General features: G+C 72.2%; 13 protein-coding genes. 8 read left to right on the top strand and 5 right to left on the bottom strand.

What is annotated here, in order from left to right:
- Positions 1-145: 145 nt before the first annotated feature.
- Positions 146-1,126 (top strand): endonuclease/exonuclease/phosphatase family protein, encoded by a 981-nt coding sequence (locus ABZ822_RS18485; protein ID WP_360854567.1) that lies wholly within the window; start codon positions 146-148, stop codon positions 1,124-1,126.
- 111 nt (positions 1,127-1,237) lie between these two features.
- Here ABZ822_RS18485 and ABZ822_RS18490 read toward each other — a convergent pair whose 3' ends face one another.
- From ABZ822_RS18490 to ABZ822_RS18510, 5 genes are all read right to left on the bottom strand, one after another.
- A complete protein-coding gene (locus ABZ822_RS18490; RefSeq protein WP_360854569.1) occupies positions 1,238-1,417 on the bottom strand; it encodes a hypothetical protein in 180 nt (59 codons plus the stop codon).
- On the bottom strand, positions 1,414-2,556 hold the full coding sequence (locus ABZ822_RS18495) for an aromatic ring-hydroxylating dioxygenase subunit alpha (protein WP_360854572.1): 1,143 nt from the start codon (positions 2,554-2,556) through the stop codon (positions 1,414-1,416). Before ABZ822_RS18495 ends, ABZ822_RS18490 begins: the two co-directional genes overlap by 4 nt.
- Positions 2,557-2,743: 187 nt before the next feature.
- Positions 2,744-3,550 carry an IclR family transcriptional regulator gene (locus ABZ822_RS18500; protein WP_360854575.1) on the bottom strand — a complete coding sequence of 269 codons (807 nt, stop codon included), beginning with the start codon at positions 3,548-3,550 and terminating at the stop codon, positions 2,744-2,746.
- Positions 3,551-3,827: 277 nt separating this feature from the next.
- Entirely contained in the window at positions 3,828-4,271 is a 444-nt protein-coding gene (locus tag ABZ822_RS18505) for a hypothetical protein (protein ID WP_360854578.1), read from the bottom strand.
- 343 nt (positions 4,272-4,614) lie between these two features.
- Entirely contained in the window at positions 4,615-5,019 is a 405-nt protein-coding gene (locus ABZ822_RS18510; protein WP_360854581.1) for an ATP-binding protein, read from the bottom strand.
- 275 nt (positions 5,020-5,294) lie between these two features.
- On the opposite strand from ABZ822_RS18510, the gene ABZ822_RS18515 reads away from it, so the two are divergent.
- From ABZ822_RS18515 to ABZ822_RS18545, 7 genes are all read left to right on the top strand, one after another.
- Positions 5,295-7,955 carry a LuxR C-terminal-related transcriptional regulator gene (locus tag ABZ822_RS18515; protein WP_360854584.1) on the top strand — a complete coding sequence of 887 codons (2,661 nt, stop codon included), beginning with the start codon at positions 5,295-5,297 and terminating at the stop codon, positions 7,953-7,955.
- A gap of 203 nt (positions 7,956-8,158) precedes the next feature.
- The gene (locus ABZ822_RS18520) at positions 8,159-8,560 is read left to right on the top strand and encodes a hypothetical protein (RefSeq protein ID WP_360854587.1); all 402 of its coding nucleotides are present in this window, start codon (positions 8,159-8,161) and stop codon (positions 8,558-8,560) included.
- A 152-nt stretch (positions 8,561-8,712) separates the two neighbouring features.
- Positions 8,713-9,153, top strand: a complete 441-nt coding sequence (locus ABZ822_RS18525) for an Lrp/AsnC family transcriptional regulator (RefSeq protein WP_360854591.1) — start codon at positions 8,713-8,715, stop codon at positions 9,151-9,153.
- Between the two features lie 77 nt (positions 9,154-9,230).
- The gene (locus ABZ822_RS18530) at positions 9,231-10,859 is read left to right on the top strand and encodes an amidohydrolase (protein WP_360854594.1); all 1,629 of its coding nucleotides are present in this window, start codon (positions 9,231-9,233) and stop codon (positions 10,857-10,859) included.
- Positions 10,860-11,951: 1,092 nt separating this feature from the next.
- Positions 11,952-13,517 (top strand): apolipoprotein N-acyltransferase, encoded by a 1,566-nt coding sequence (gene lnt / locus ABZ822_RS18535; protein ID WP_360855086.1) that lies wholly within the window; start codon positions 11,952-11,954, stop codon positions 13,515-13,517.
- The gene (locus tag ABZ822_RS18540) at positions 13,514-14,284 is read left to right on the top strand and encodes a polyprenol monophosphomannose synthase (RefSeq protein ID WP_360854597.1); all 771 of its coding nucleotides are present in this window, start codon (positions 13,514-13,516) and stop codon (positions 14,282-14,284) included. The genes lnt and ABZ822_RS18540 overlap by 4 nt, the downstream gene beginning before the upstream one ends.
- Positions 14,285-15,269: 985 nt before the next feature.
- Positions 15,270-21,821, top strand: coding sequence for an Ig-like domain repeat protein (locus tag ABZ822_RS18545; protein ID WP_360854601.1), 6,552 nt, complete (start codon positions 15,270-15,272; stop codon positions 21,819-21,821).
- Positions 21,822-21,853 lie beyond the last annotated feature (32 nt).

Here is a 21,853-nt window from a genome sequence, read left to right on the forward strand (position 1 = left end):
GCCGTACGGTGGGAACCGCGAAGTTTCTCCACGTCACCAGGTGTTTCAACATCCGTCCCGTATCGCCCACTTCCCCCGGTACGTGCGCGTCTGAGACTCTCCTGTGACCGATCCTGGCCGAGACCGGACCACCCCTGGAGACGCCATGACCGCAACCCCCTTCACGCGCCGCAGCGGCATCAGAGCCGCCGCCGCGGCCGCCCTTTCCCTCCCCGTCGCCGCGCACGCGGCGCCCGAGGCGCGCGCCGCCGGGCCCGCCTCCGCACCGGCCGGGCCGTCATGGGCGTCCGTCCCGTCGGAGTACGCCGAGCCGGAGGAGGTCACCCGCCCGGCTTTCGGGGAGGGCGACCGCGAGCTGCGGACCATGACGTTCAACCTCCGCTACGCCTCCGACACCCGTCCCAATTCCTGGGCCGAGCGCCGCCCCGTGATGCGGGAGCTGCTGCGGTTCGAGCGGCCTCATCTGCTCGGCACCCAGGAGGGGCTGTACGCGCAGCTCCAGGACATCGAGTCCGACCTCGGGCCGCGGTACGACTGGATCGGCACCGGGCGCGAGGGCGGAAGCCGCAGCGAGTTCATGGCGGTCTTCTACGACACCTCCCGCCTGACGCCGCTCGAGTACGACCACTTCTGGCTGTCCGACACCCCGTATGTGATCGGCTCCAACACCTGGGGTGGCCAGATCACGCGCATGGTCACCTGGGTCCGCTTCCGGGACCGGCGTACGGGAGCGGGCTTCTACGCCCTCAACACGCACTTCGACCACGTCGGACAGCACGCACGGGAGCGGTCCGCCGCCCTGATCTCCGAGCGGCTCGGTCGTTTCGACCCCACCCTGCCCCGCATCGTCACCGGGGACTTCAACGTCGCCGCCCACGGCAACCCCGTCTACGACGCCCTGCTGAACGGCGGCAAGCTGGTGGACACCTGGGACACGGCGGTCGAGCGCAGCCCGCAGTTCGCGACCTTCCACGGCTACCGGCCGCTCGTCCCGGACGGCGACCGGATCGACTGGATCCTCACCTCCCGGGGCGTCCTTACGCCCTACGCCGCGATCAACACCTTCGCTCGCGACGGCCAGTTCCCCAGCGACCACCTCCCCGTACAGGCGGTTCTGGACCTCTGACCGTCCGCACCGTCCACCTCGTGCGCGCTCGCGCGGCGGATGCGTCGGCATCCGTGTGTCCGGGTGCGTCCGCGGACCCGGACTCCCTTTCCTCCGGCGGTGGTTCTCCGTTCACGACGGCACCCGCGCGGGCGGCACCGGGTAGTGCCCGTACGGGTGGCCGAGCAGCCAGGTCCACAGCTCGATCGGGTCCGACGCCTCGCGCGTGGCGCCGCAGTGGCAGGTCCCCAGCAGCCGGTCGGTGCCGGGGATCCAGCGCACCCGGTAGACGGTCGTCCCGGTCTTCGTCATGGCGTGGTGGCTCCCGCCGGACGGATCCCCGACCCGGCGCCCGCGTCGGCACCCCCGGACCGGCCGTGGGCGTGCGCGGCGTGCGGCGGGTTCCCGGTGGCCGGACGCGGGCGGGGACCCTCGGAGCAGAGCTGCTCGAGGATGCGCCGGGCGGCCAGGCCGCCGGTGTCGATGTTGATGCTCAACTCCTGGTAGCCCTCGGGCTCGGAGGAGATGACCTGTTCGAGGACGGTGAGGGCGTCGACGTCCTGCATGACCACGGTGCGGTTCAGCTCGTGCAGGACGCGGCTGACGTCCTTGTCGTCCTGGGCGAAGTCGCGTGCCACGGCCCAGAAGTCGTACGTCGTGGTCTCGGTCGACGGGGTGATCGCGTAGACGACCTCCACATGGAACGCGTCGTCGTCCTCGCCGTCCGGGCCCGGCAGCACGCCGACCGGGGCGATCCGGCTGTGCAGCACGTACAGGCACGGAGCGGAGTACTCGATGTCCTGCCAGCGCGTGATCCGCCCGGTGATGCCGGTGGATTCGGCGTAGAAGGGCGGGCACGCGGCGTCGTCCGTGCGGCGGCTCACGCGGACGATCCCCGCCTCCTCGTCGACCTCGGTGGTGATCGGCGTCTCCGCGACCTCCGGGGTGCCGATGTAGCCCCCGTGCAGATACGTCTCGTGGGAGAGGTCGAGGAGATTGTCGACGAGCAACTCGTAGCGGGCGTCGAGCGGTTCCATGCCCGAGACCGTCCGCCACGCCGGGTTCGCGAGCCACGGGGCCCGCGGAACGGAGTCCGACAGGCCCGGCTCGCGGTCGCCGACCCAGACCCAGACGAAGGAGTCCTGTTCGACGACCGGGTAGGAGCGGACGCGGGCGGTGCGCGGGATCCGCTTCTGCCCGGGCACGGCGACGCAGGCGCCCCCGGGCTCGTAGGTGAACCCGTGGTAGCCGCAGACGATGTTGTCCCCGTCCAGGTGGCTCTCGGACAGCGGGTAGCGGCGGTGGACGCAGCGGTCCGCCAGCGCGACGGCCTCGCCCTGCTCGGTGCGGTACAGCACGAGCGGCTCACCCAGGATCGTCCGGGCCAGCAGCTCCCGTCCGACGTCCCGGCCGTACGCCGCCACGTACCACTGGTTCCTGGCGAAGGGCATGGAGGCTCCTGTCCGTCTGCGGCGGTGTCCCGCACCGCCGCGACTCGGCGACCTCCCAACCTGTCGAGCGCCGGTGGACGGCGGCAACAGCCCTTCCATCTGATGGAAGGGCTGATGGAGGACCGATGGAGGATCGGCGGATCGACGGGTGGTGGGGCCGCCGCGGGGAGGGAGCCGTGCCGGGGCGTCAGGCTCCGGTACGGCCGTCGAGTGCGCCGGGGCGGTCCAGCGAGCGCGAGATGCCCCGGGCGGCCACCTGCACCGCGGGCACCAGCGTGCGGGTCCGCGCGTCGTCCACGGGGACCACGACGGACACCGCGGCCATGACGTCCCCATGCGGTCCCCTCACGGGCGCGGCGACGGAGACGGCGTCGTCGGTGATCTGCCGTTCGCTGATCGCGCAGCCGCGGTGGCGGACCTCCGCCAGGGTGCGGCGCAGCAGCGCCGGGTCGGTGATGGTGTGCGGGGTGAAGGCGCGGAGCGGTCCCGCGCACACGCGCTCCTGCAACTCCGGTGAGCTGTGGGCGAGGAGGACCAGTCCCACGCCGGTGGCGTGCAGCGGCCAGCGGGCGCCGACCCGGCTGAGTACGCCGACTGCCGAACGGCCGGAGAGACGCTCGACGTAGACGGTGTCCGTACCGTCGAGCACCGCGAGATGTACGTTCTCGTGAGTCGCCTCGTAGAGGTCTTCGAGGAAGGGCAGCGCCGCGTCGCGGAGGCCGATCCCGCGGGGCGCGAGCGCTCCGACTTCCCAGAGCCGGAGCCCGATGTGGTACTCGCCCGAGTCGTCGCGCTCCAGGGCGCCCCAGCTCACCAGCTTCGAGACCATGCGGTGCGCCGTGGCGAGCGGAAGACCGGCCCTGCGGCTGATGTCGGTGAGCGAGAGTGCGGGGCGCTCCAGGTCGAAGGCCTCCAGCACCCTCAGGAGGCGGTCGGCCACGGAGCGGTCACCCTGCCGGTGCGGGGTGAAGGCCTCCGTTGCGGACTCATGCATGGGCGGCTCCGTCCTCACTCCTCATGCATGTTGCCCCTGCCCGCGGACGCGGACAATGCCCGGAGCGACGGCAGATGGGAGCGTGGGGGAGTGTTCCGTGGCCGCTGTGGCGCACGGGGCAGGAGCGCACGGTGCTACGAGGCGTCACGCGGTGGCGACGAGGCCCGCACAGGCAGCCGACGGGAAAGGACCGGCGGGACAGCAGGCAGGGCGGGACAGCAGGCAGGAGGTACGAGCAGGCGGGCCGGTCGGCTTTCGGACGGGGCCCAGGTGACGGTCAGGCGGCCTGATGCCCCACCTGCGGCAGGCTGCGCAGCGGATGCGACCCCGGCCCGCCCACGTGCGAGAACGGCTGCATGCGCCAGTCCAGGCCCTCCGGGAGGGTCAGCAGCAGGGCGGCGGCGTCCTGCTCGTGCGCCTTCAGCGACGCGTCGGCCGGCGTTGCCTCGCCGACGGCGCGCCCGGTGCCGGTGCAGACCGTGAGACCGAAAGGGTTCCACGGCGTGCGGACCAGCGCGTGCTCCGGCAGGACCGTCTCCTCCGCCAGCATCGCGATCGGCCGGGCGCAGTCGGGGCACATGACACGGAACATCTCGAACGTCTCGTCGGTACCGTCCTCGTCGCTCCCGTCCGCCGCGGCGAACTCCGCGATGTCGGGAACCGTGCCCACCGGGACGGACCGGGTGCGGTCGCTGCGACCGGAACGCTTCAGGCTGCGCATGGAGTAACTCCCCCTAGGTGTGGGCCGACAAGGCACCGCGGCCTCGACCACAGCAAGCATTTCCCTGACCGTGCGCCGGGTAATCGCGGCACTCCGACGGACAGTTGGCGGATCGTGTGGCGTTCGTCACATGCGCTTCGCCCGGGCCCGGACCGGTCCGGGCGCGTCACGGGCCGGGCCGTTCGCGGCCTCCGCGCCGCCCCCAGCCCCGCAGGTCACGCCCTCTCCCCGCCCCTCGCCACGCCCGTCCCCACGTCCGCGTCATCTCCACGTCCACGCTCACGTCTCCGGAGGGTCACCCGCCCCCCCCCGCTCACGTCTACGGAGGGTCACCCGCCCCCGCTCACGTCTCGGGGACTACGGCCCAGCGCACATGCCGGCCGTCCGAGCACCCCACACCCGTCTCGTCGCAGATCGCCTCGACGATCCGCAGCCCCCTGCCTCGTTCGTCCAGGTCCCCTTCCGGCGGGACGACGGGGCACTCCAGCGGCCCTCCGTCCGCGACCGTGATCCGCACGACCGGGCCCGACGCCGTCCACTCGTGTCCCACCTCTACGGTCACCTGCGGCTTGGCGTGGCACACGGCGTTGGCCACGAGCTCGGAGACCACCAGTACCGCGTGGTGCGTCGTCTCACCGTCCACGCCCCACTGCTCCAGCGCCGCACGCGTACGGGTACGGGCGAGCGCGGAGGCCTCGGGATGGTGTGGAACCTCGAAATCTCGGGGTCCGGGTATGTCCACTGTCATGTCCTCCCCTGCGAGGGGATTCGACTCGACCTTGCCCTTCCACGGAAGCACCGGACCGCCCCCGGGTCGTGAGCAAGAAATACCCATATCTCGCACAGTGGTGTACTCACCGTCCGTGTCCGTATACCACTGACGGTGGAACGGGGTTCCACCTGCGCCCCGCCAGCCCCACCCGCATCAGGGAGGCCGACGCCGGACATCGACCGTGATGACGGCACATGGCCTCGCACCGCAGGGTTCACCGAGGGAGTTGCCGGACCTATGCTGAGGGCGTCGTGAGCGTCGCAAGATCCCCCTACGCCTCCGCCGCTGCACGCTGGCCGCTGGTCGCGCGAAGCGGTGAGCTCGGCGCCGTAGCGGCCGGACTGTCCGACCGCCGGTGCCAAGCCGTCATCCTTCACGGCCAGGCCGGAGTCGGTAAGACGCGGCTGGCGGAGGAATGCCTGGACCGGGCCCTGGGTGCCGGACACCCCGGTGGCCGGGCGGTCGCGAGCGCCGCGGCGGCGGCCATCCCCCTCGGGGCGGTCGCCCACCTGCTGCCCGGCAAGCCGGTCGCCGACGACCCCGTCGCCGCGTTCGCGCGGGCGATCGTCACCCTGCGGTCGGGCAAGGGGACCCGCCGTTACGTCCTGCTCGTCGACGACCTGCATCTCCTCGACACCACCTCGGCCACCCTGATCAGCCAGCTCCTGCAGACCGAGCACCTCTTCCTCATCGCCACCGTGCGCGAGGGCGAGCCGCGCACGGCCGCCGTCCGGTCCCTCGACAGCGGTGACCGGGTCCGCCGGATCTCCCTCGGACACCTCGGGCAGGTGGACATCGAGGAGCTGCTGGAGCAGGTGCTCGGCGGCCCCGTCGAGGGGCAGACGCTGCAGATGCTCTCCGCGGCGAGCGGCGGAAATCTGCTGTATCTGCGGGAACTTCTCCTCGGCGCGATGTCGGCCGGCACGCTGAACGCCTACAACGGGGTGTCCCGCCTGAGGGAGTTGCCGGTCGGCACCGGAGCGCTGGCCGACCTCATCGACGTACGCCTGTGCTCGGCCGGGCCCGAGGAGCGGGACGCGCTGGAGATCCTCGCCCTGACCGGTCCGCTCGAACTCCGCATCGCCGAGGCGCAGATACCCTCCGCCACCCTCGAGCGCCTGGAGACCCGCGGGCTGGTCCAGGTGCGTACGGACGGCGGGCGGCACTCCGTCGACCTCGCCCATCCCCTCCACGGGCAGGTCCTGCGGCGCCGCATCCCCGGCCTGCGGCGCCGCAGGCTGCTGCTCGCCCAGTCCGAACTCTTGGAAGCCTCCGGCTGCCGCCGCCGCGGAGACCCGCTCCGTGTGGCGACCTGGCGCCTGGAGGCCACGGGCGCCGCCGACCCCGCGCTGCTGCTCCGCGCCGCGTCCCTGGCCCGCTACGCCTTCGACTACCAGCACGCCGCACGTCTGGCGAGGGCGGCCCTCGCTCAGGAGGAGAGCTTCCAGGCGTGCCTGCTGCTCGGTGAAACCCTGTACGAACTGGGCGAGTTCGAGGAGTCCGACGGGGTGCTGCAGCGGGCGGGCACCCTGGCGAAGACGGATAAGGAACGCCTCCTCGGCGTACTGCAGCGCGTCAAGAACCTCTTCTGGGGGACCTTGCGCATCCGTGAGGCCCTGGACGTGAACGACCGCGCCCGGGAGTCGCTGACCTCCCCGCCGGCCCGTGACGCGCTGAACGTCTCCGAGGCCACCGTCAAGGCGTTCGGCGGCGCCCCGCACCGGGCGCTGGAGCTCCTGGAGGGGCTCGACGGCATGGACCCCCGCAGCCGCGTCATGGGGGCGCTCGCTCGGACCGCCGCGCTCGCCGAGGTGGGCCGCACCGCCGAGGCCCTGGACCTGTCCGAGAGCGCCTACCGAGCCCACGCGGAGGTCACCGACCTGGTGGCCGTGTCCCATCCCTCCTCCCAACTCATCTCGCGCGTCTACGCCTTGTGCGAGGCGGGACGGCTGGACGACGCCGTCGCCGTGGCCGAGCGCGGCTACCGCGACGCCGTCGCCGACCGCGCCCCCATCCCGCAGGCCTGGCTCGCCCTCAACCTGGGCCGCAGCCACCACCTCGCGGGCCGTGCGGCCAGCGCGCGCCGCTGGTACGCCGAGGCGGCGCAGGTCAGCGCCGTGCACCACTTCACGGCGCAGCGGCGGCTGTCCGTGGCCGGTCTCGCCCTCGCCGAGTCCCTGCTGGGCGACGTGGACGCGGCCGACTGCGCCCTGTCGGAGCTGAGCGATCTGACCACCGCGGGGTGGGTGCGCCCGGACGCCCGCGTGGCGCCCGCATGGCGCATGGCGGCCGGGGGCGACCTGACGTCCGCGCGGGAGGTGCTGCGGGACGCGGCGTCCGACGCGCGGGAGCAGGGGCTGTGGACCATGGAGGCCCAACTCCTCTCCGAGATCGCGCGGTTGGGCGATCCGGGCGGCACGGTCACGCGCCTGGCCGAGCTGGCCGAGCTGTGCGACGGTGCGTTCGTCCGCGCCCGCGCCCAGCACGCGGCCGCCCTGGCCGACCGTGACCCGCTGAAGCTCGCGGAGGCGACCTCCGACCTGGAGGACATGGGGGCGTACCTCACCGCGGCCGAGTGCGCGGCGGCATCCGCCTCCGCGCACCGCCGCCTCGGGGACTTCCGCTCCGCCAATGCGATGTCCGTACGTGCCAGAAAGCTCGCCGCCCAGTGCGAGGGCGCGCGGACACCAGGGCTCGCGTGGCTGGACTCGGCCATGCCGCTGACCGGACGTCAGCAGGAGATCGCCCTGCTCGCCGCCCGGGGGCTGACGAGCAAGGAGATCGCGGCGCGCCTGGTCCTCTCCATCCGCACCGTGGACAACCACCTCCAGCGCGCCTACGCCAAACTCGGGGTCACCTCGCGTGCGGAGCTGGCCGGTGCCCTGGAGATGCCGCCCCCCGACGCGTCCTGACTCCACCCGGCCGCCCCCTCGCTGCGCCTCCGGGCGTGACGCCCTGCGGCCGCGCCGCCGTGGCGCCGTGCGACCGCGTCGCCGCTCCGGATCCGGATGAACGGGGCGAACGGGGCGCGGGCGTGCGTACGCTGGGCACGGCACCGTTTCCACTGCGCACACAGCCCTCGTGGGGTGACGCCCGAGCACGATCGGAGTCCCTGATGACCGGCGCCGAGCCCGGACAGGTCAGCGTGGAGCTCTACGACGGGAGCCAGGACGCCGCCGAGACCGTCCTCCGCGCCATCGGGCAGAGCTTCCCCCCGCCGCAGGAGGCCGCGGTGCAGGGCGTGATGCGGGACGCGGCAGGGACGCCCCAACGCTGGTGGTGCACCGTCGAGGCCCGCAGGTCGTCCGTCACCGTCTCCGCCGACCTGGCGCCGCCCGACGCGGGGGACATCACCACCGTGCTGCGCGCAACCGGGGCAGGCGACGCCGAGCGGGTCGCGAACGAGCTGAAGAGCCAGTTCTCCGTCGACGAGGTCGGCGCCAGCACTCACCCCGACCGGACCGTCATCCTGCTGTGCGTCAGCCCCGGGGCTCGTCCGCCCGGCCCGGAGGACTGACCCGCAGCCCACCGGTCCGGGTCGTGGCGGGAAAGCACATGTGGGGACCCGTCTCGTACGTAGATGCCGTACGCATGTGATGTACGCGTCCGTGGCCGGCCTCCGGAGCCCAGGTATGCCGAGGCAACCAGCTCGCTGTAGGTTTTTGCGCTGTGGAGGAATTGGACCGGCAAATCGTGGAACTGCTCGTCAAGGACGGGCGCATGAGCTACACCGATCTGGGCAAGGCGACCGGCCTGTCCACGTCGGCGGTGCATCAGCGCGTCCGCCGTCTGGAGCAGCGCGGCATCATCCGCGGCTATGCGGCCGTGGTCGATCCCGAGGCCGTCGGCCTCCCGCTCACGGCCTTCATCTCGGTCAAGCCCTTCGATCCCAGCGCGCCCGACGACATCGCGGACCGCCTCGCCGACGTGCCCGAGATCGAGGCCTGCCACAGTGTCGCGGGCGACGAGAACTACATCCTCAAGGTGCGGGTCGGCACGCCGCTGGAGCTGGAGAACCTGCTCACCCGGATCCGCTCCCGGTCGGGCGTCTCCACGCGGACGACGGTCGTGCTGTCCACCCCGTACGAGTCCCGGCCGCCCCGGATCTGACCCGGCTCGCCGAACCCCGCCCGTCTCCCGGACCCCCGCGCGGCGACCGCCGTCGCGGACGGGAGAAACTGGCCGTCATGAGCGAGAGCCCCGCGAACCAGGACGTCCCCCGCACGGTGCTGCTGCGTGGCGGCACCGTCCACAGCCCCGCCGACCCCTTCGCCACCGCCATGGTCGTCGAGCGCGGCCAGGTCGCCTGGGTCGGCTCCGAGGGGGCGGCGGACGCCTTCGCCGACGGCGTCGACGAGGTCGTCCGGCTCGACGGTGCGCTCGTCACCCCGGCCTTCACCGACGCCCACGTGCACACCACCGCGACCGGGCTCGCCCTCACCGGCCTCGACCTCACGCGCGCCCGTACGCTCGCCGAGGCGCTCGACCTCGTACGCGGCCACGCCGCCGCGCACCCAGGCGACCGGGTCCTGCTCGGCCACGGCTGGGACGCCGCGCGCTGGCCCGAGCAGCGGCCCCCGTCCCGGGCCGAACTGGACGAGGCGACGGGCGGGCGGCCCCTCTACCTCACCCGCGTGGATGTGCACTCGGCCGTGGTGACCTCGGCGCTGCTCGCGCTCGTCCCCGGGCTCGCGGGCCACCCCGACGCGCCGCTCACCGGCGCGGACCACCACGCCGCACGCCGTACCGCACACGGGGCCCTCACCCCGGGGCAGCGCACAGAGGCCCAGCGCGCCGCCCTCCGCCACGCCGCGTCCCTCGGCATCGGCTCCGTCCACGAGTGCGCCGGGCCCGACATCTCGGGTGAGGACGACTTCGCCGGGCTGCTCGCGCTCGCCGCCGGTGAGCCGGGTCCGCGCGTGTTCGGCTACTGGGCCGAGCAGGTCGCGGGTCCGCGGGACGCGGCGCGGATTCGCGCGCTGGGGGCGATCGGCGCGGCCGGTGACCTCTTCGTGGACGGCGCCCTCGGGTCGCACACCGCCTGCCTGCACACCCCGTACGCCGACGCCGACCACACCGGCACCGCCTACCTCGACGCCCGTGCGGTCGCTGACCACGTCGCGGCCTGCACCGAAGCGGGGCTCCAGGCGGGCTTCCACGCCATCGGCGACGCCGCCGTCACACACGTCGTCGAGGGCGTACGGGAAGCGGCGCGGAAGCTCGGGCTCGACCGTGTCCGCGCGAGCCGTCACCGCGTCGAACATGCCGAGATGCTCAACCCCGAGACCATCGGGGCCTTCGCCGAGCTGGGCCTCACCGCGTCCGTCCAGCCCGCGTTCGACGCCGCGTGGGGCGGCGAGGACGGGATGTACGCGCGGCGGCTCGGCCCCGAGCGGGCCCGCACCCTCAACCCGTACGCCGCCCTGCTGCGCGCCGGCGTCCCGCTCGCGCTCGGCTCCGACAGCCCCGTCACCCCGCTCGACCCGTGGGGCACGGTGCGGGCGGCCGCGTTCCACCGCACCCTCGAACACCGAGTGTCGGTGCGGGCCGCCTTCACCGCGCACACCCGTGGCGGATGGCGCGCCGTCGGACGCGACGACGCGGGCACGCTCGTGCCCGGCGCTCCGGCCGACTACGTGGTGTGGCGCACCGGCGAACTCGTCGTCCAGGCACCGGACGAACGGGTCGCCCGCTGGTCGACCGACCCGCGCTCGGGAACACCCGGGCTGCCCGATCTCACCCCGGGCACCGACCTGCCGGAAGTCCTGCGCACCGTGGTGGGCGGACACACGGTCTTCGCACGGCCGAACGAGTGACGTACCGGGGTGGCGCGACGCGGAACCTTGGGTTCGCAGCCTGTCGCGCTACCTGCGGATCTTTGCCACTGACCTGCCGAATCCTTGAATTTCCGCAGGTCAAACGGCTGTTGACAGAAAGCGGGCGACGGCCGGTAGGTTCGGCGGAGTCCACCACAGGACGTCCGACCGGGGAATTTCCACGCAGTCGCCGAACGCCGCTGGGCCATGGGGCGGTGCGCCGCAAGGTGCGCCACCACTGGGAGCCAGGTCCAGCGCCCGCGCCACGGGGGCGAAGGAAGGTTCCGACCGGCCGGCAGGTGTGACCCGGGTGGGGCCCGGGCGTCCAGTAGACAACGGCTTTCGGTCGACCCGCAGCCAGCGGGTCCCAGGTCGGCCCGAAGGGCGCCGGGCCCCCATCCGTAGTGAACGTCCCTGGCGATTCCCGCTGAAGGTGCCCTCCGAAGGTCCCCGCATTCGCGGCGGACGCCGGACCGGCCGAGCCCGCTGCCGGTCCTCCTCGTCACGGCCTACCGCCCGTTCCCGCGGTGCCCTCTCCGCTCGGACTTCCCTCGGATCCACGAGGAGCCCCCGTCGCTGTCCTGGTGGACGGAGAAAGCGGAAGATGTGAGTCCGGTGGCTGGGTCCGGCCCGGGGTCCGGATCCCCGGCGCGGCGATGTACCGTCGCTTCACAGCACCGCTCGACCTGCAGGAAGGCCGCGACCTTGCCACCGGGCCCCCACACCACCGCCGCGCACTCCTCCGGAGGCGCGCCGCGCGCCGGCCAGGCGGCGGACACCCAGGGAGGGACGCAGGCCCGCGCGGGCCGGTCCGCCGACGACGAGGCGCACGAGGCGCGGGACGGGCGGTCCGCGGAAGCCCGGGCCGACGACGCCCAGGAACCCGAGGAGTCGGGCCCCGAGCAGTCCGGCGCCGAGGCGTCCGTCTCCGACGGGTCCAGCTCGGAGACGTCGGGGCACGTGAGTCCCGACGCCCAGGAGCCGGACGCCCGGGAGCCGGAAGCCCAGGAGCCCGGGACGGCCTCAGGCGGCACGGCCTCGCCCGAGGCCGGCGGTGCGACCGCCGTCGCGCGTCCAGGCCGCGCCGTACGCCTGTACCGGCTCGCGCGCCGCGAGGCGCCCCGCACCGGGCTCGCCGCCCTGGCCGGTGTCGCTCTCGCCGCGGCCTTCCCGCCGTACGGCCTGTGGCCGCTGTCCCTGCTCGCCGTCGCGGCCCTCAGCCTGCTGACCCGCGGGAGGACGCCGCGCCAAGGCGCCTGGACCGGGCTCGCGTTCGGGCTGCCGTTCTTCTTCGTCCTGCTGCGCTGGCTCCATGTGGTCGGCTACGACGCGGTGTTCGGCCTCGCCCTCATCGAGGCGCTGTTCCTCGTCGCGCTCGGCGCCTGCCTGGCCCTCACTTCCCGGCTGCCGCTCTGGCCCTTGTGGGCCGCATGCCTGTGGGTGGCTGAGGAGTGGGCGCGCGACCGCGTGCCGTTCGGCGGATTCCCGTGGGGCCGCCTGGCGTTCGCCAACACCGGCTCGCCCTTCACACCGCTGGCCGCCCTCGGCGGCGCCCCGCTCGTCACCTTCGCCGTCGCGCTGAGCGGCACCCTGCTCGCCGCCGCCGCGGTCGCCGCCTGGCGGCTGCGCCACGCACCCCGCACCGTGCGGGCGGCCCTCCCCGCCGGAGGGGCGCTGGCGCTCGCGGTCGCGGTGGGCGCTGCCGGGCTCACCGTGCCCGTCCCGACCGCAGCCGACGACCATGTGAACATCGCGGTCGTCCAGGGCAACGTCCAGCAGGCCGGGATGGACTTCCTGGGCCGCCCCATGATGATCCTCAACAACCACGTCGAGGCCACCCTGGACCTCGCCGAGGACGTGAAGGCGGGCCGCAAGGAGAAGCCGGATCTCGTCATCTGGCCGGAGAACGCCTCCGACCTCGACCCGTACCAGTACCCCGAGGCCAAGGCCCGGATCGACGAGGCGGTGAAGGCGGTCGGCGTGCCCGTCCTCGTCGGCGCCCTGGTCGACCACCCGACCAAGGAGGGGTACGTCGAGAACCAGGGCATCGTCTGGGATCCGAAGACCGGCCCCGGCGCCTCGTACACCAAGCAGCACCCGGTCCCCTTCGGCGAGTACGTGCCCTTCCGTGACCAGCTCAGCAAAGTCATCTCACGGCTTCAGCGGGTGCCGCGCGACTTCTACCCCGGCGACCACAACGGCGTCCTCCAGACCGGGCCGGCCCGGCTCGGTGACGTCATCTGCTTCGAGATCGCCTACGACGAGATCGTCCGTGACACGGTCAACGACGGCGCCCGCGCGATCGTGGTGCAGACCAACAACGCCACCTACGGCCGTACCGGGCAGCCCGATCAGCAGCTCGCCATGTCCAAGCTGCGCGCCGTCGAGCACGGCCGGGCCATCGTCACGGCGGCCACGAGCGGGATCAGCGCGATCGTGTCCCCCGACGGCACGATCGACCAGCGGACCGAGGAGTTCACCCGGGACGTCCTCACCGCACGCCTCCCATTGCGTGATCACACGACCGTCGCCGACCGCGTCGGCGCCGGCCCGGAGTGGGCGCTCGCTATGGTGGGGCTCCTGTCCTGCGCGGGAGCGGTCGTGCTCGCGCGTCGTGACAGGTCACGGGGACGCACGGAAGCGAAGGGGCAGCAGTGAACGAGGGCGTTGAGAGGCAGTACGGGCCGCTCGGCTCGGTCTTGGTGATCATCCCGACCTACAACGAGGCCGAGAACATCAAGCCGATCGTCGGCCGGGTGCGGTCCGCGGTGCCCGAGGCTCACATCCTCGTCGCCGATGACAACAGCCCGGACGGCACGGGCAAGGTCGCCGACGAGCTGGCCGCCGCGGACGACCACGTGCACGTCCTGCACCGCAAGGGCAAGGAGGGCCTGGGCGCCGCCTACCTCGCGGGCTTCCGCTGGGGCATCGGCAACGGCTACGGCGTGCTCGTGGAGATGGACGCCGACGGCTCGCACCAGCCCGAGGAGCTGCCCCGGCTGCTCACCGCGCTGAAGGGCGCCGACCTCGTCCTCGGCTCGCGCTGGGTCCCGGGCGGCCGCGTGGTCAACTGGCCCGCGTCGCGCCAGTTCATCTCCCGCGGTGGCAGCACGTACTCGCGGCTGATGCTCGGCCTGCCCCTGCGGGACATCACCGGCGGCTACCGGGCCTTCCGCAAGGAGACCCTGGAGCGGCTCGGTATCGACGAGGTCGCGTCCCAGGGCTACTGCTTCCAGGTCGACATGGCCCGGCGCGCGGTGAAGGCGGGCTTCCGCGTCGTCGAGGTGCCGATCACCTTCATCGAGCGCGAGCGCGGCGACAGCAAGATGAGCCGCGACATCGTCGTCGAGGCGCTGTGGCGGGTCACGGCGTGGGGCGTCGGCGAGCGGGCGGACCGCGTCCTGGGGCGCAAGCGCGGACGTTAGATCCTGTCTGCGGTACCGCGGACGACATGGGCGGGACCGCGCGGAACGCGCCGTGCGCCGCCGCCCACCGGTCATGCGTGGTGACGGCGCCCTGCTGTGTTACGGCGGGCGCCGTTCCTTTTCCGCAACGGCATTCCGGGGCGGGGAATGCCGAACGCACCCCGTGCGTCATGCTCATACGACACATGCTTTGGTTGGCGCCGATGCACCCTCGGCCGTGGGTAAAGCATCGCCATGCGTGGAGCGTGCGGGGGAGTGCGAGGGGGTGGTGAACGGATGCGGGCATGCGACCATCCGGCAGCCGAATCCCCGCAATTGCAGAGGAGATTTCCTCCGCACGGTCAACCATCGGTCGCGAGTGGCGAGATGGTGCGCTCCCCGCGAGCCGCACGCGTCATTTCCGGTCCTGCGCCAGCGTTGACGTAAAGGCACTCCGGTACCGGATACCCGCTGTCCGGACCGGCGGAAGCGGCCTCCGCGCTCTTCGCGCCCGGTGTCTCCGGCATTCCGCGGGCCGGGGGCGTGCGGCGCGCACAGGACGGGCGCGCGCGGCGCTCGGCCAATTCCCGGACGCTCGACGGCTGCTGCGCGCCAGGGCCGATGCACCGCTCGACGGCCGGGCAACCCCGGCGATCCGGGCCCGTGGTGCTGCGTCATCCGTATTCCGGGACGCCTATTCCCTCCCATTTCCTCCGTGGCGCTGTCCGCTTGGCGCGAAACGGCGCAACTCCGTGCGCTGAAGAATGCGCCCAAGTGCGCTGCGCCAGGCGGGTGATGAGGAATGCATCCATCTAGCCCACTCGGTCCGCCGAGCTGCCTACTGGAGGCATCGACAGGTGGGCGGCCACTTCCCCTCGACGGGGAGGGAGGCTGACTTCGTACGCGCCGACATTGCGTCAACCATCCCTTTCTCCGTGCGACTTCGCGTCCACGGGCAATGGCGCGCCCACTCGCGTTTGTGCGGATCCCGCGGAAGGGGCCAAGCATGGCAACCGCTACCACGACTCTGACCTCGACACCCAATCCATCCGTATGTGGCGTTGACGTTGTCTTCACCGCAACAGTGACTCCGGTACCACCGGAGACGGCGACGCCGACCGGCACCGTCACCTTCATCATCACCGAGGACGGACCGCCCACGACCGTTCCCCTGGACGCGTCGGGGACGGCCACCCACACCGTGTCCGGCATGCCCGCGGGCACCCACGGGTCCATCGCCCTCTACTCGGGCGACGCCACCTTCGACCCGTCGTCCTCCCTCCTCCACAACCACATCGTCACGGCTGCCACCACCAACACCGTGGTGTTGGTGACCCCCGACCCGTCCGTGTGCGGCGAGGAGGTGACCGTGTGCGCCACCGTTTCCGTGGAGGCGCCCGGCACCGAGACCCCGACCGGGTCGGTCACGTTCACCGGTCCCGGCGGGCTGAACCAGACCGTCGCGCTGGACGCCAGCGGCCAGGCCTGCGTGACCTCCAGCACGCTGAGCACGGGCACGGTGACCGCCACCTACAACGGCGACGACTGCGCGGCGAGTTCCATCGGCACCGCCTCCGTGACCGTCAACCCGGCGTCGAGTGCCACGACGGTGTCGGCGACGCCGAATCCTTCGGTGTGCGGTGAGACGGTGACCGTCTGCGCGACGGTGACCGTCCAGGCACCGGGCAGCGGAGTACCGACCGGGAACGTGACCTTCACCGGTCCCGGCGGACTCAACCAGACCGTGGCGCTGAACGGCGCGGGTCAGGCGTGTCTGACCACCTCCGTCCTGACCACCGGAACGGTCACGGCCACCTACGCCGGCGACACCTGTACGGCCAGCTCGGTCGGCACGACAACGGTCACCGTCAACCCGGCCGCGACGACGACCAGTGTGTCGGTGACCCCGGACCCGTCGGTCTGCGGCCAGTCGGTGACCGTCTGCGCGACGGTGGTGATCGAGGCGCCGGGCACCGGCATCGCCGAGGGAACGGTGACGTTCACCGGTCCCGGCGGTCTGAACCAGACGGTGGCGCTGGACGGCACCGGCCAGGCGTGCTTCACCAGCACGACGCTCGTGTCCGGGACGGTGACCGCCACCTACAACGGCGACAGCTGCGGCGCCACGTCGACCGGCACGGCCGCCGTGACCGTCAACCCGGCCTCGACGGCGACCGCGGTGTCGGTGACGCCGGATCCGTCGGTGTGCGGTGAGTCGGTGACCGTCTGCGCGACGGTGACGGTCGAGGCGCCCGGCAGCGGCATTCCGACCGGCACAGTGACCTTCAGCGGTCCTGGCGGTTTCACCCAGACGGTGGGGCTGGACGGTACGGGCCAGGCGTGTGCGACGACCTCGGTCCTGGAAACCGGGACGGTGACCGCCACCTACAACGGCAGTGCGTGCGAGGCCGGTTCGACGGGTACCGCGACGGTGACCGTCAACCCGGCCTCGACGGCGACCGCGGTGTCGGTGACGCCGGATCCGTCGGTGTGCGGTGAGTCGGTGACCGTCTGCGCGACGGTGACGGTCCAGCCACCCGGCAGCGGTACCCCGACCGGGACAGTGACCTTCACCGGCCCCGGCGGATTCACCGACACCGTCCTCCTGGACGCCCTCGGTGAGGCGTGTACGACGACCACCGCGCTGACCACCGGGACGGTGACCGCCACCTACAACGGCGACGACTGCGCAGCGAGTTCGACCGGCACGGCGACGGTGACCGTCAACCCGGCATCCAGCACGACCACCGTGTCGGTGACGCCGGATCCGTCGGTGTGCGGCGAGTCGGTGACCGTCTGCGCGACGGTGACGATCGCCCCGCCCGGCAGTGGCACCCCGACCGGCACAGTGGTCTTCACCGGCCCCGGCGGGCTGAACCAAGAAGTCACGCTGGACGCTTCGGGCCAGGCGTGCCTGACCACCTCCCTCCTGGCCACGGGAACGATCACGGCCACGTACAGCGGCGACACGTGCGCGGCCGCTTCGACGGGTACCGCGTCCGTGACCGTCAACCCGGCCGCGACGACGACCGCGCTGTCGGTGACACCGGATCCGTCGGTGTGCGGTCAGTCGGTGACCGTCTGCGCGACGGTGGAGATCAGCCCCCCGGGCAGTGGCATTCCGACCGGGAACGTGACCTTCACGGCTCCTGGCGGTCTGACCCAGACGGTGACGCTGGACGGCGCCGGCCAGGCGTGCTTCACGACCACCGCTCTCGAGTCCGGGACCGTGACCGCCACCTACAACGGCAGTGCGTGCGCGTCCGCTTCGACCGGTACCGCGTCAGTGACCGTCAACCCGGCATCCAGCACGACGACCGTGTCGGTGACGCCGGATCCGTCGGTGTGCGGCGAGTCGGTGACGGTGTGCGCGACCGTGGTGATCAACGCCCCGGGCAGTGGCATTCCGAGCGGGGATGTGACCTTCACGGCTCCTGGCGGTCTGACCCAGACGGTGACGCTGGACGGCGCCGGCCAGGCGTGCTTCACGACCACCGCTCTCGAGTCCGGGACCGTGACCGCCGTCTACGAAGGTGACGACTGCGCCGCGACCTCGACCGGCAGCGCGGTCGTGACCGTCAACCCGGCCTCGACGACGACCAGTGTGACCGTGACGCCGAATCCGTCGGTGTGCGGTGAGTCGGTGACCGTCTGCGCGACCGTGGTGACCAACGCCCCGGGCAGCGGCACTCCGACCGGCACGGTGACCTTCACCGGCCCCGGCGGTCTCAACCAGACCGTGCTGCTCGACGCCCTGGGCCAGGCCTGTGCGACCACCAGCACCCTGACCACCGGGACGGTGACCGCCGTCTACAGCGGCGACGACTGCGCCGCCACGTCGACCGGCACAGCCTCCGTGACCGTCAACCCCGCGTCCAGTACGACGACGGTGTCCATCACGCCGAATCCGTCGGTGTGCGGTGAGTCGGTGACCGTCTGCGCGACCGTGGTGACCAACGCCCCGGGCAGCGGCACTCCGACCGGGTCGGTCGTCTTCACCGGTCCGGGCGGCCTGAACCAGACCGTGCTGCTCGACGGCACCGGCCAGGCATGTCTGACCACCACCTCGCTGGCCACCGGAACGGTGACCGCAACCTACGCGGGCGACACCTGCGTGACCGGTTCGGTCGGCACCGCCACCGCGACCGTCAACTCGGCCCCGACGACCACGAGTGTGACCGCGACGCCGAATCCGTCGGTGTGCGGTGAGTCGGTGACCGTGTGCGCGACGGTGGCCATCGACGCTCCGGGCAGTGGGACACCCACCGGCACGGTGATCTTCACCGGTCCCGGCGGGCTGAACGAGGAAGTCACTCTCGACGGCACCGGCCAGGCCTGCACGACCACCACGACACTGGGCTCCGGGACCGTGACCGTCACCTACAACGGTGACGGCTGCGCGGCGCCTTCGACCGGCACCGTGGCCGTGAGCGTCAACTCGGCCGCGACGACCACGACGGTGTCGGCGACGCCGAATCCGTCGGTGTGCGGTGAGTCGGTGACCGTGTGCGCGACGGTGGTCATCAACGCCCCGGGCAGCGGGACACCCACCGGGTCGGTCGTCTTCACCGGGCCTGGCGGGCTGAACGAGACCGTGGCGCTGGACGCGTCGGGCCAGGCCTGTACGACGACCACGGTGCTGGAGTCCGGGACCGTGACCGCGGTCTACAGCGGCGACGGCTGTGCCGCGACGTCGACCGGATCCACAACCGTGACCGTCAACCAGGCCGCGACGACGACCGTGGTGTCGGCGACACCCGACCCGTCCGTCTGCGGTCAGTCGGTGACCGTCTGCGCGACCGTGACCATCCAGGCCCCGGGCAGCGGTACTCCGACCGGGACGGTGACCTTCACCGGCCCCGGCGGGCTGAACCAGACCGTGCCGGTGAACGCGTCGGGCCAGGCCTGTACGACGACCACCGTGCTGGGCTCCGGAACCGTGACCGCGGTCTACAGCGGCGACGACTGCGCGGCGACCTCGACCGGCACCGTGGCCGTCAGCGTCAACTCGGCCGCGACCACCACGAGTGTGACGGCGACACCGAACCCGTCGGTGTGCGGCCAATCGGTCACCCTCTGCGCGACGGTGGCCATCGACGCTCCGGGCAGCGGTACTCCGACCGGGACGGTGACCTTCACCGGTCCCGGCGGGCTGACCGAGACCGTGGTGCTCAACGGAGCCGGCCAGGCCTGCACCACCACCACGGTGCTGGAGTCCGGGACCGTGACCGCCACCTACAACGGTGACGGCTGCGCGGCGCCTTCGACCGGCAGCGTGGCCGTGACCGTCGGCCAGGCCGCGACGACGACCACCGTGAGCGCCACGCCGAATCCGTCGGTGTGCGGTCAGTCGGTGACCGTCTGCGCGACCGTGACGATCGACGCTCCGGGCAGCGGTACTCCGACCGGGTCGGTGACCTTCACCGGTCCCGGCGGGCTGACCCAGACCGTCGCCGTCAACGCTTCCGGCCAGGCGTGCTTCACGACCACAGCGCTGGCGTCGGGCACCGTGACCGCGGTCTACAGCGGCGACGACTGCGCGGCGACCTCGACCGGCAGCGTGGCCGTGACCGTCAACCCGGCCTCGACGACGACCAGTGTGACCGTGACGCCGAATCCGTCGGTGTGCGGTCAGTCGGTGACCGTCTGCGCGACCGTGGCGACCAACGCCCCGGGCAGCGGTACTCCGACCGGGTCGGTGACCTTCACCGGTCCCGGCGGTCTGACTCAGACGGTGGCGCTGAACGCGTCCGGTCAGGCGTGCTTCACCACCTCCGCGCTGACGTCCGGCACGGTGACCGCGGTCTACAGCGGCGGCCCCTGCGCGGCGCCGTCGACCGGCAGCGTCGTCGTGACCGTCAACCCGGCCGCTACGACGACCACCGTGAGTGCCACGCCGAATCCGTCGGTGTGCGGTCAGTCGGTGACCCTCTGCGCGACCGTGGTGACCAACGCGCCGGGCAGCGGTACTCCGACCGGGTCGGTGACCTTCACCGGTCCTGGTGGAGTGACTCAGACGGTGGCGCTGAACGCGTCCGGTCAGGCGTGCTTCACCACCTCCGCGCTGACGTCCGGGACCGTGACCGCGGTCTACAACGGCAGTGCCTGCGCCGCGGGTTCGACCGGTACGACGACCGTGACCGTCAACAGTGCGAGCACCACGACGAGCGTGACCGCGACGCCGAATCCGTCGGTGTGCGGTCAGTCGGTGACCGTCTGCGCGACCGTGGTGACCAACGCTCCGGGCAGCGGTGTCCCGACGGGGACGGTGACCTTCACCGGTCCTGGTGGGCTGAACCAGACGGTGGCGCTGAACGCGTCCGGTCAGGCGTGCGTCACGACCTCCGTACTGGCGTCCGGGACGGTGACCGCGGTCTACAACGGGAGCGCCTGTCGGTCCGGTTCGACCGGTACCACGACCGTGACCGTGAACCCGGCCTCGACGACGACCAGTGTGACGGCGACGCCGAATCCGTCGGTGTGCGGTCAGACGGTGACCGTCTGCGCGACCGTGGCGACCAACGCCCCCGGCAGCGGTGTCCCGACGGGGACGGTGACCTTCACCGGTCCTGGTGGGCTGAACCAGACGGTGGCGCTGAACGCGTCCGGTCAGGCGTGCGTCACGACCTCCACGCTGGCGTCCGGGACCGTGACCGCGGTCTACAACGGGAGCGCCTGTCGGTCCGGTTCGACCGGTACCACCACCGTGACCGTCAACCCGGCCTCCACCACCACCAGTCTGACCGCGACGCCGAATCCGTCGGTGTGCGGCCAGTCGGTGACCCTGACCGCGAACGTCTCGGTCAACGCGCCGGGCAGCGGGACCGCGACCGGCACGGTGACGTTCTTCGACGGCGCCGTTCCGCTGGGGACCGTGGCCCTGTCGGGAGGCACGGCGACCCTGTCCACCTCCGCCCTCGGCGCCGGTGTTCACTCGCTGAGCGCGGTCTACAACGGCAGCGCCTGCGCGTCCGGGTCCACGGGGACCACGGTCGCGGTGGTCAACAAGGGCAACACCACCACCACGCTCAACTCGGCACCGAACCCGTCGACGACCGGTCAGACGGTGACACTCACCGCAACCGTCACCGCGACCGCACCGGCCAGTGGAACCCCCACCGGCACGGTGACGTTCTTCGACGGACTCCTGCCCTTGGGCACGGTGGCACTGGCGGGAGGCACAGCGACGCTGACGACCTCCTCCTTCTCGGCCGGCATCCACACCCTGACCGCGGTCTACAACGGAAGCACCTGCTTCAACACGTCGAACTCGGCGCCCCGGCTCCAGACGGTGAACAGCCCCGCACCGCCTCCGACCCTGTCCTTCGCCCTCCCCGGTTTCGGCTCCAGGAACGGCGGCAACACCGTCGCGCTCGTCGGGTCGAACCTCAACACCGTCACCTCCGTCACCTTCGGAGGTGTCCCCGCAACGATCGTGTCCGTACCGCTGACCTCGGTCATCACGGTCATCGCCCCGCCGCATGCTCCCGGCAACGTGAACGTCGTCGCTCACTCGCCGTCCGGTAGCAGCAACCCGGTGAACTACACCTACCTGTAAGCCGGTTCGCAGAGCACTGGGCCCCGGTCAGC

Origin of the sequence: Streptomyces sp. NPDC047108, assembly GCF_040643575.1 — a bacterium.
Classification (GTDB): domain Bacteria; phylum Actinomycetota; class Actinomycetes; order Streptomycetales; family Streptomycetaceae; genus Streptomyces.

Coding starts and splice junctions, on each gene's coding strand:
- ABZ822_RS18500 (WP_360854575.1), bottom strand. CDS start 3,550: ATGCATGAGTCCGCAACGGAGGCCTTCACCCCGCACCGGCAGGGTGAC.
- ABZ822_RS18530 (WP_360854594.1), top strand. CDS start 9,231: ATGAGCGAGAGCCCCGCGAACCAGGACGTCCCCCGCACGGTGCTGCTG.
- ABZ822_RS18485 (WP_360854567.1), top strand. CDS start 146: ATGACCGCAACCCCCTTCACGCGCCGCAGCGGCATCAGAGCCGCCGCC.
- ABZ822_RS18490 (WP_360854569.1), bottom strand. CDS start 1,417: ATGACGAAGACCGGGACGACCGTCTACCGGGTGCGCTGGATCCCCGGC.
- ABZ822_RS18505 (WP_360854578.1), bottom strand. CDS start 4,271: ATGCGCAGCCTGAAGCGTTCCGGTCGCAGCGACCGCACCCGGTCCGTC.
- ABZ822_RS18545 (WP_360854601.1), top strand. CDS start 15,270: ATGGCAACCGCTACCACGACTCTGACCTCGACACCCAATCCATCCGTA.
- ABZ822_RS18520 (WP_360854587.1), top strand. CDS start 8,159: ATGACCGGCGCCGAGCCCGGACAGGTCAGCGTGGAGCTCTACGACGGG.
- ABZ822_RS18510 (WP_360854581.1), bottom strand. CDS start 5,019: ATGACAGTGGACATACCCGGACCCCGAGATTTCGAGGTTCCACACCAT.
- ABZ822_RS18495 (WP_360854572.1), bottom strand. CDS start 2,556: ATGCCCTTCGCCAGGAACCAGTGGTACGTGGCGGCGTACGGCCGGGAC.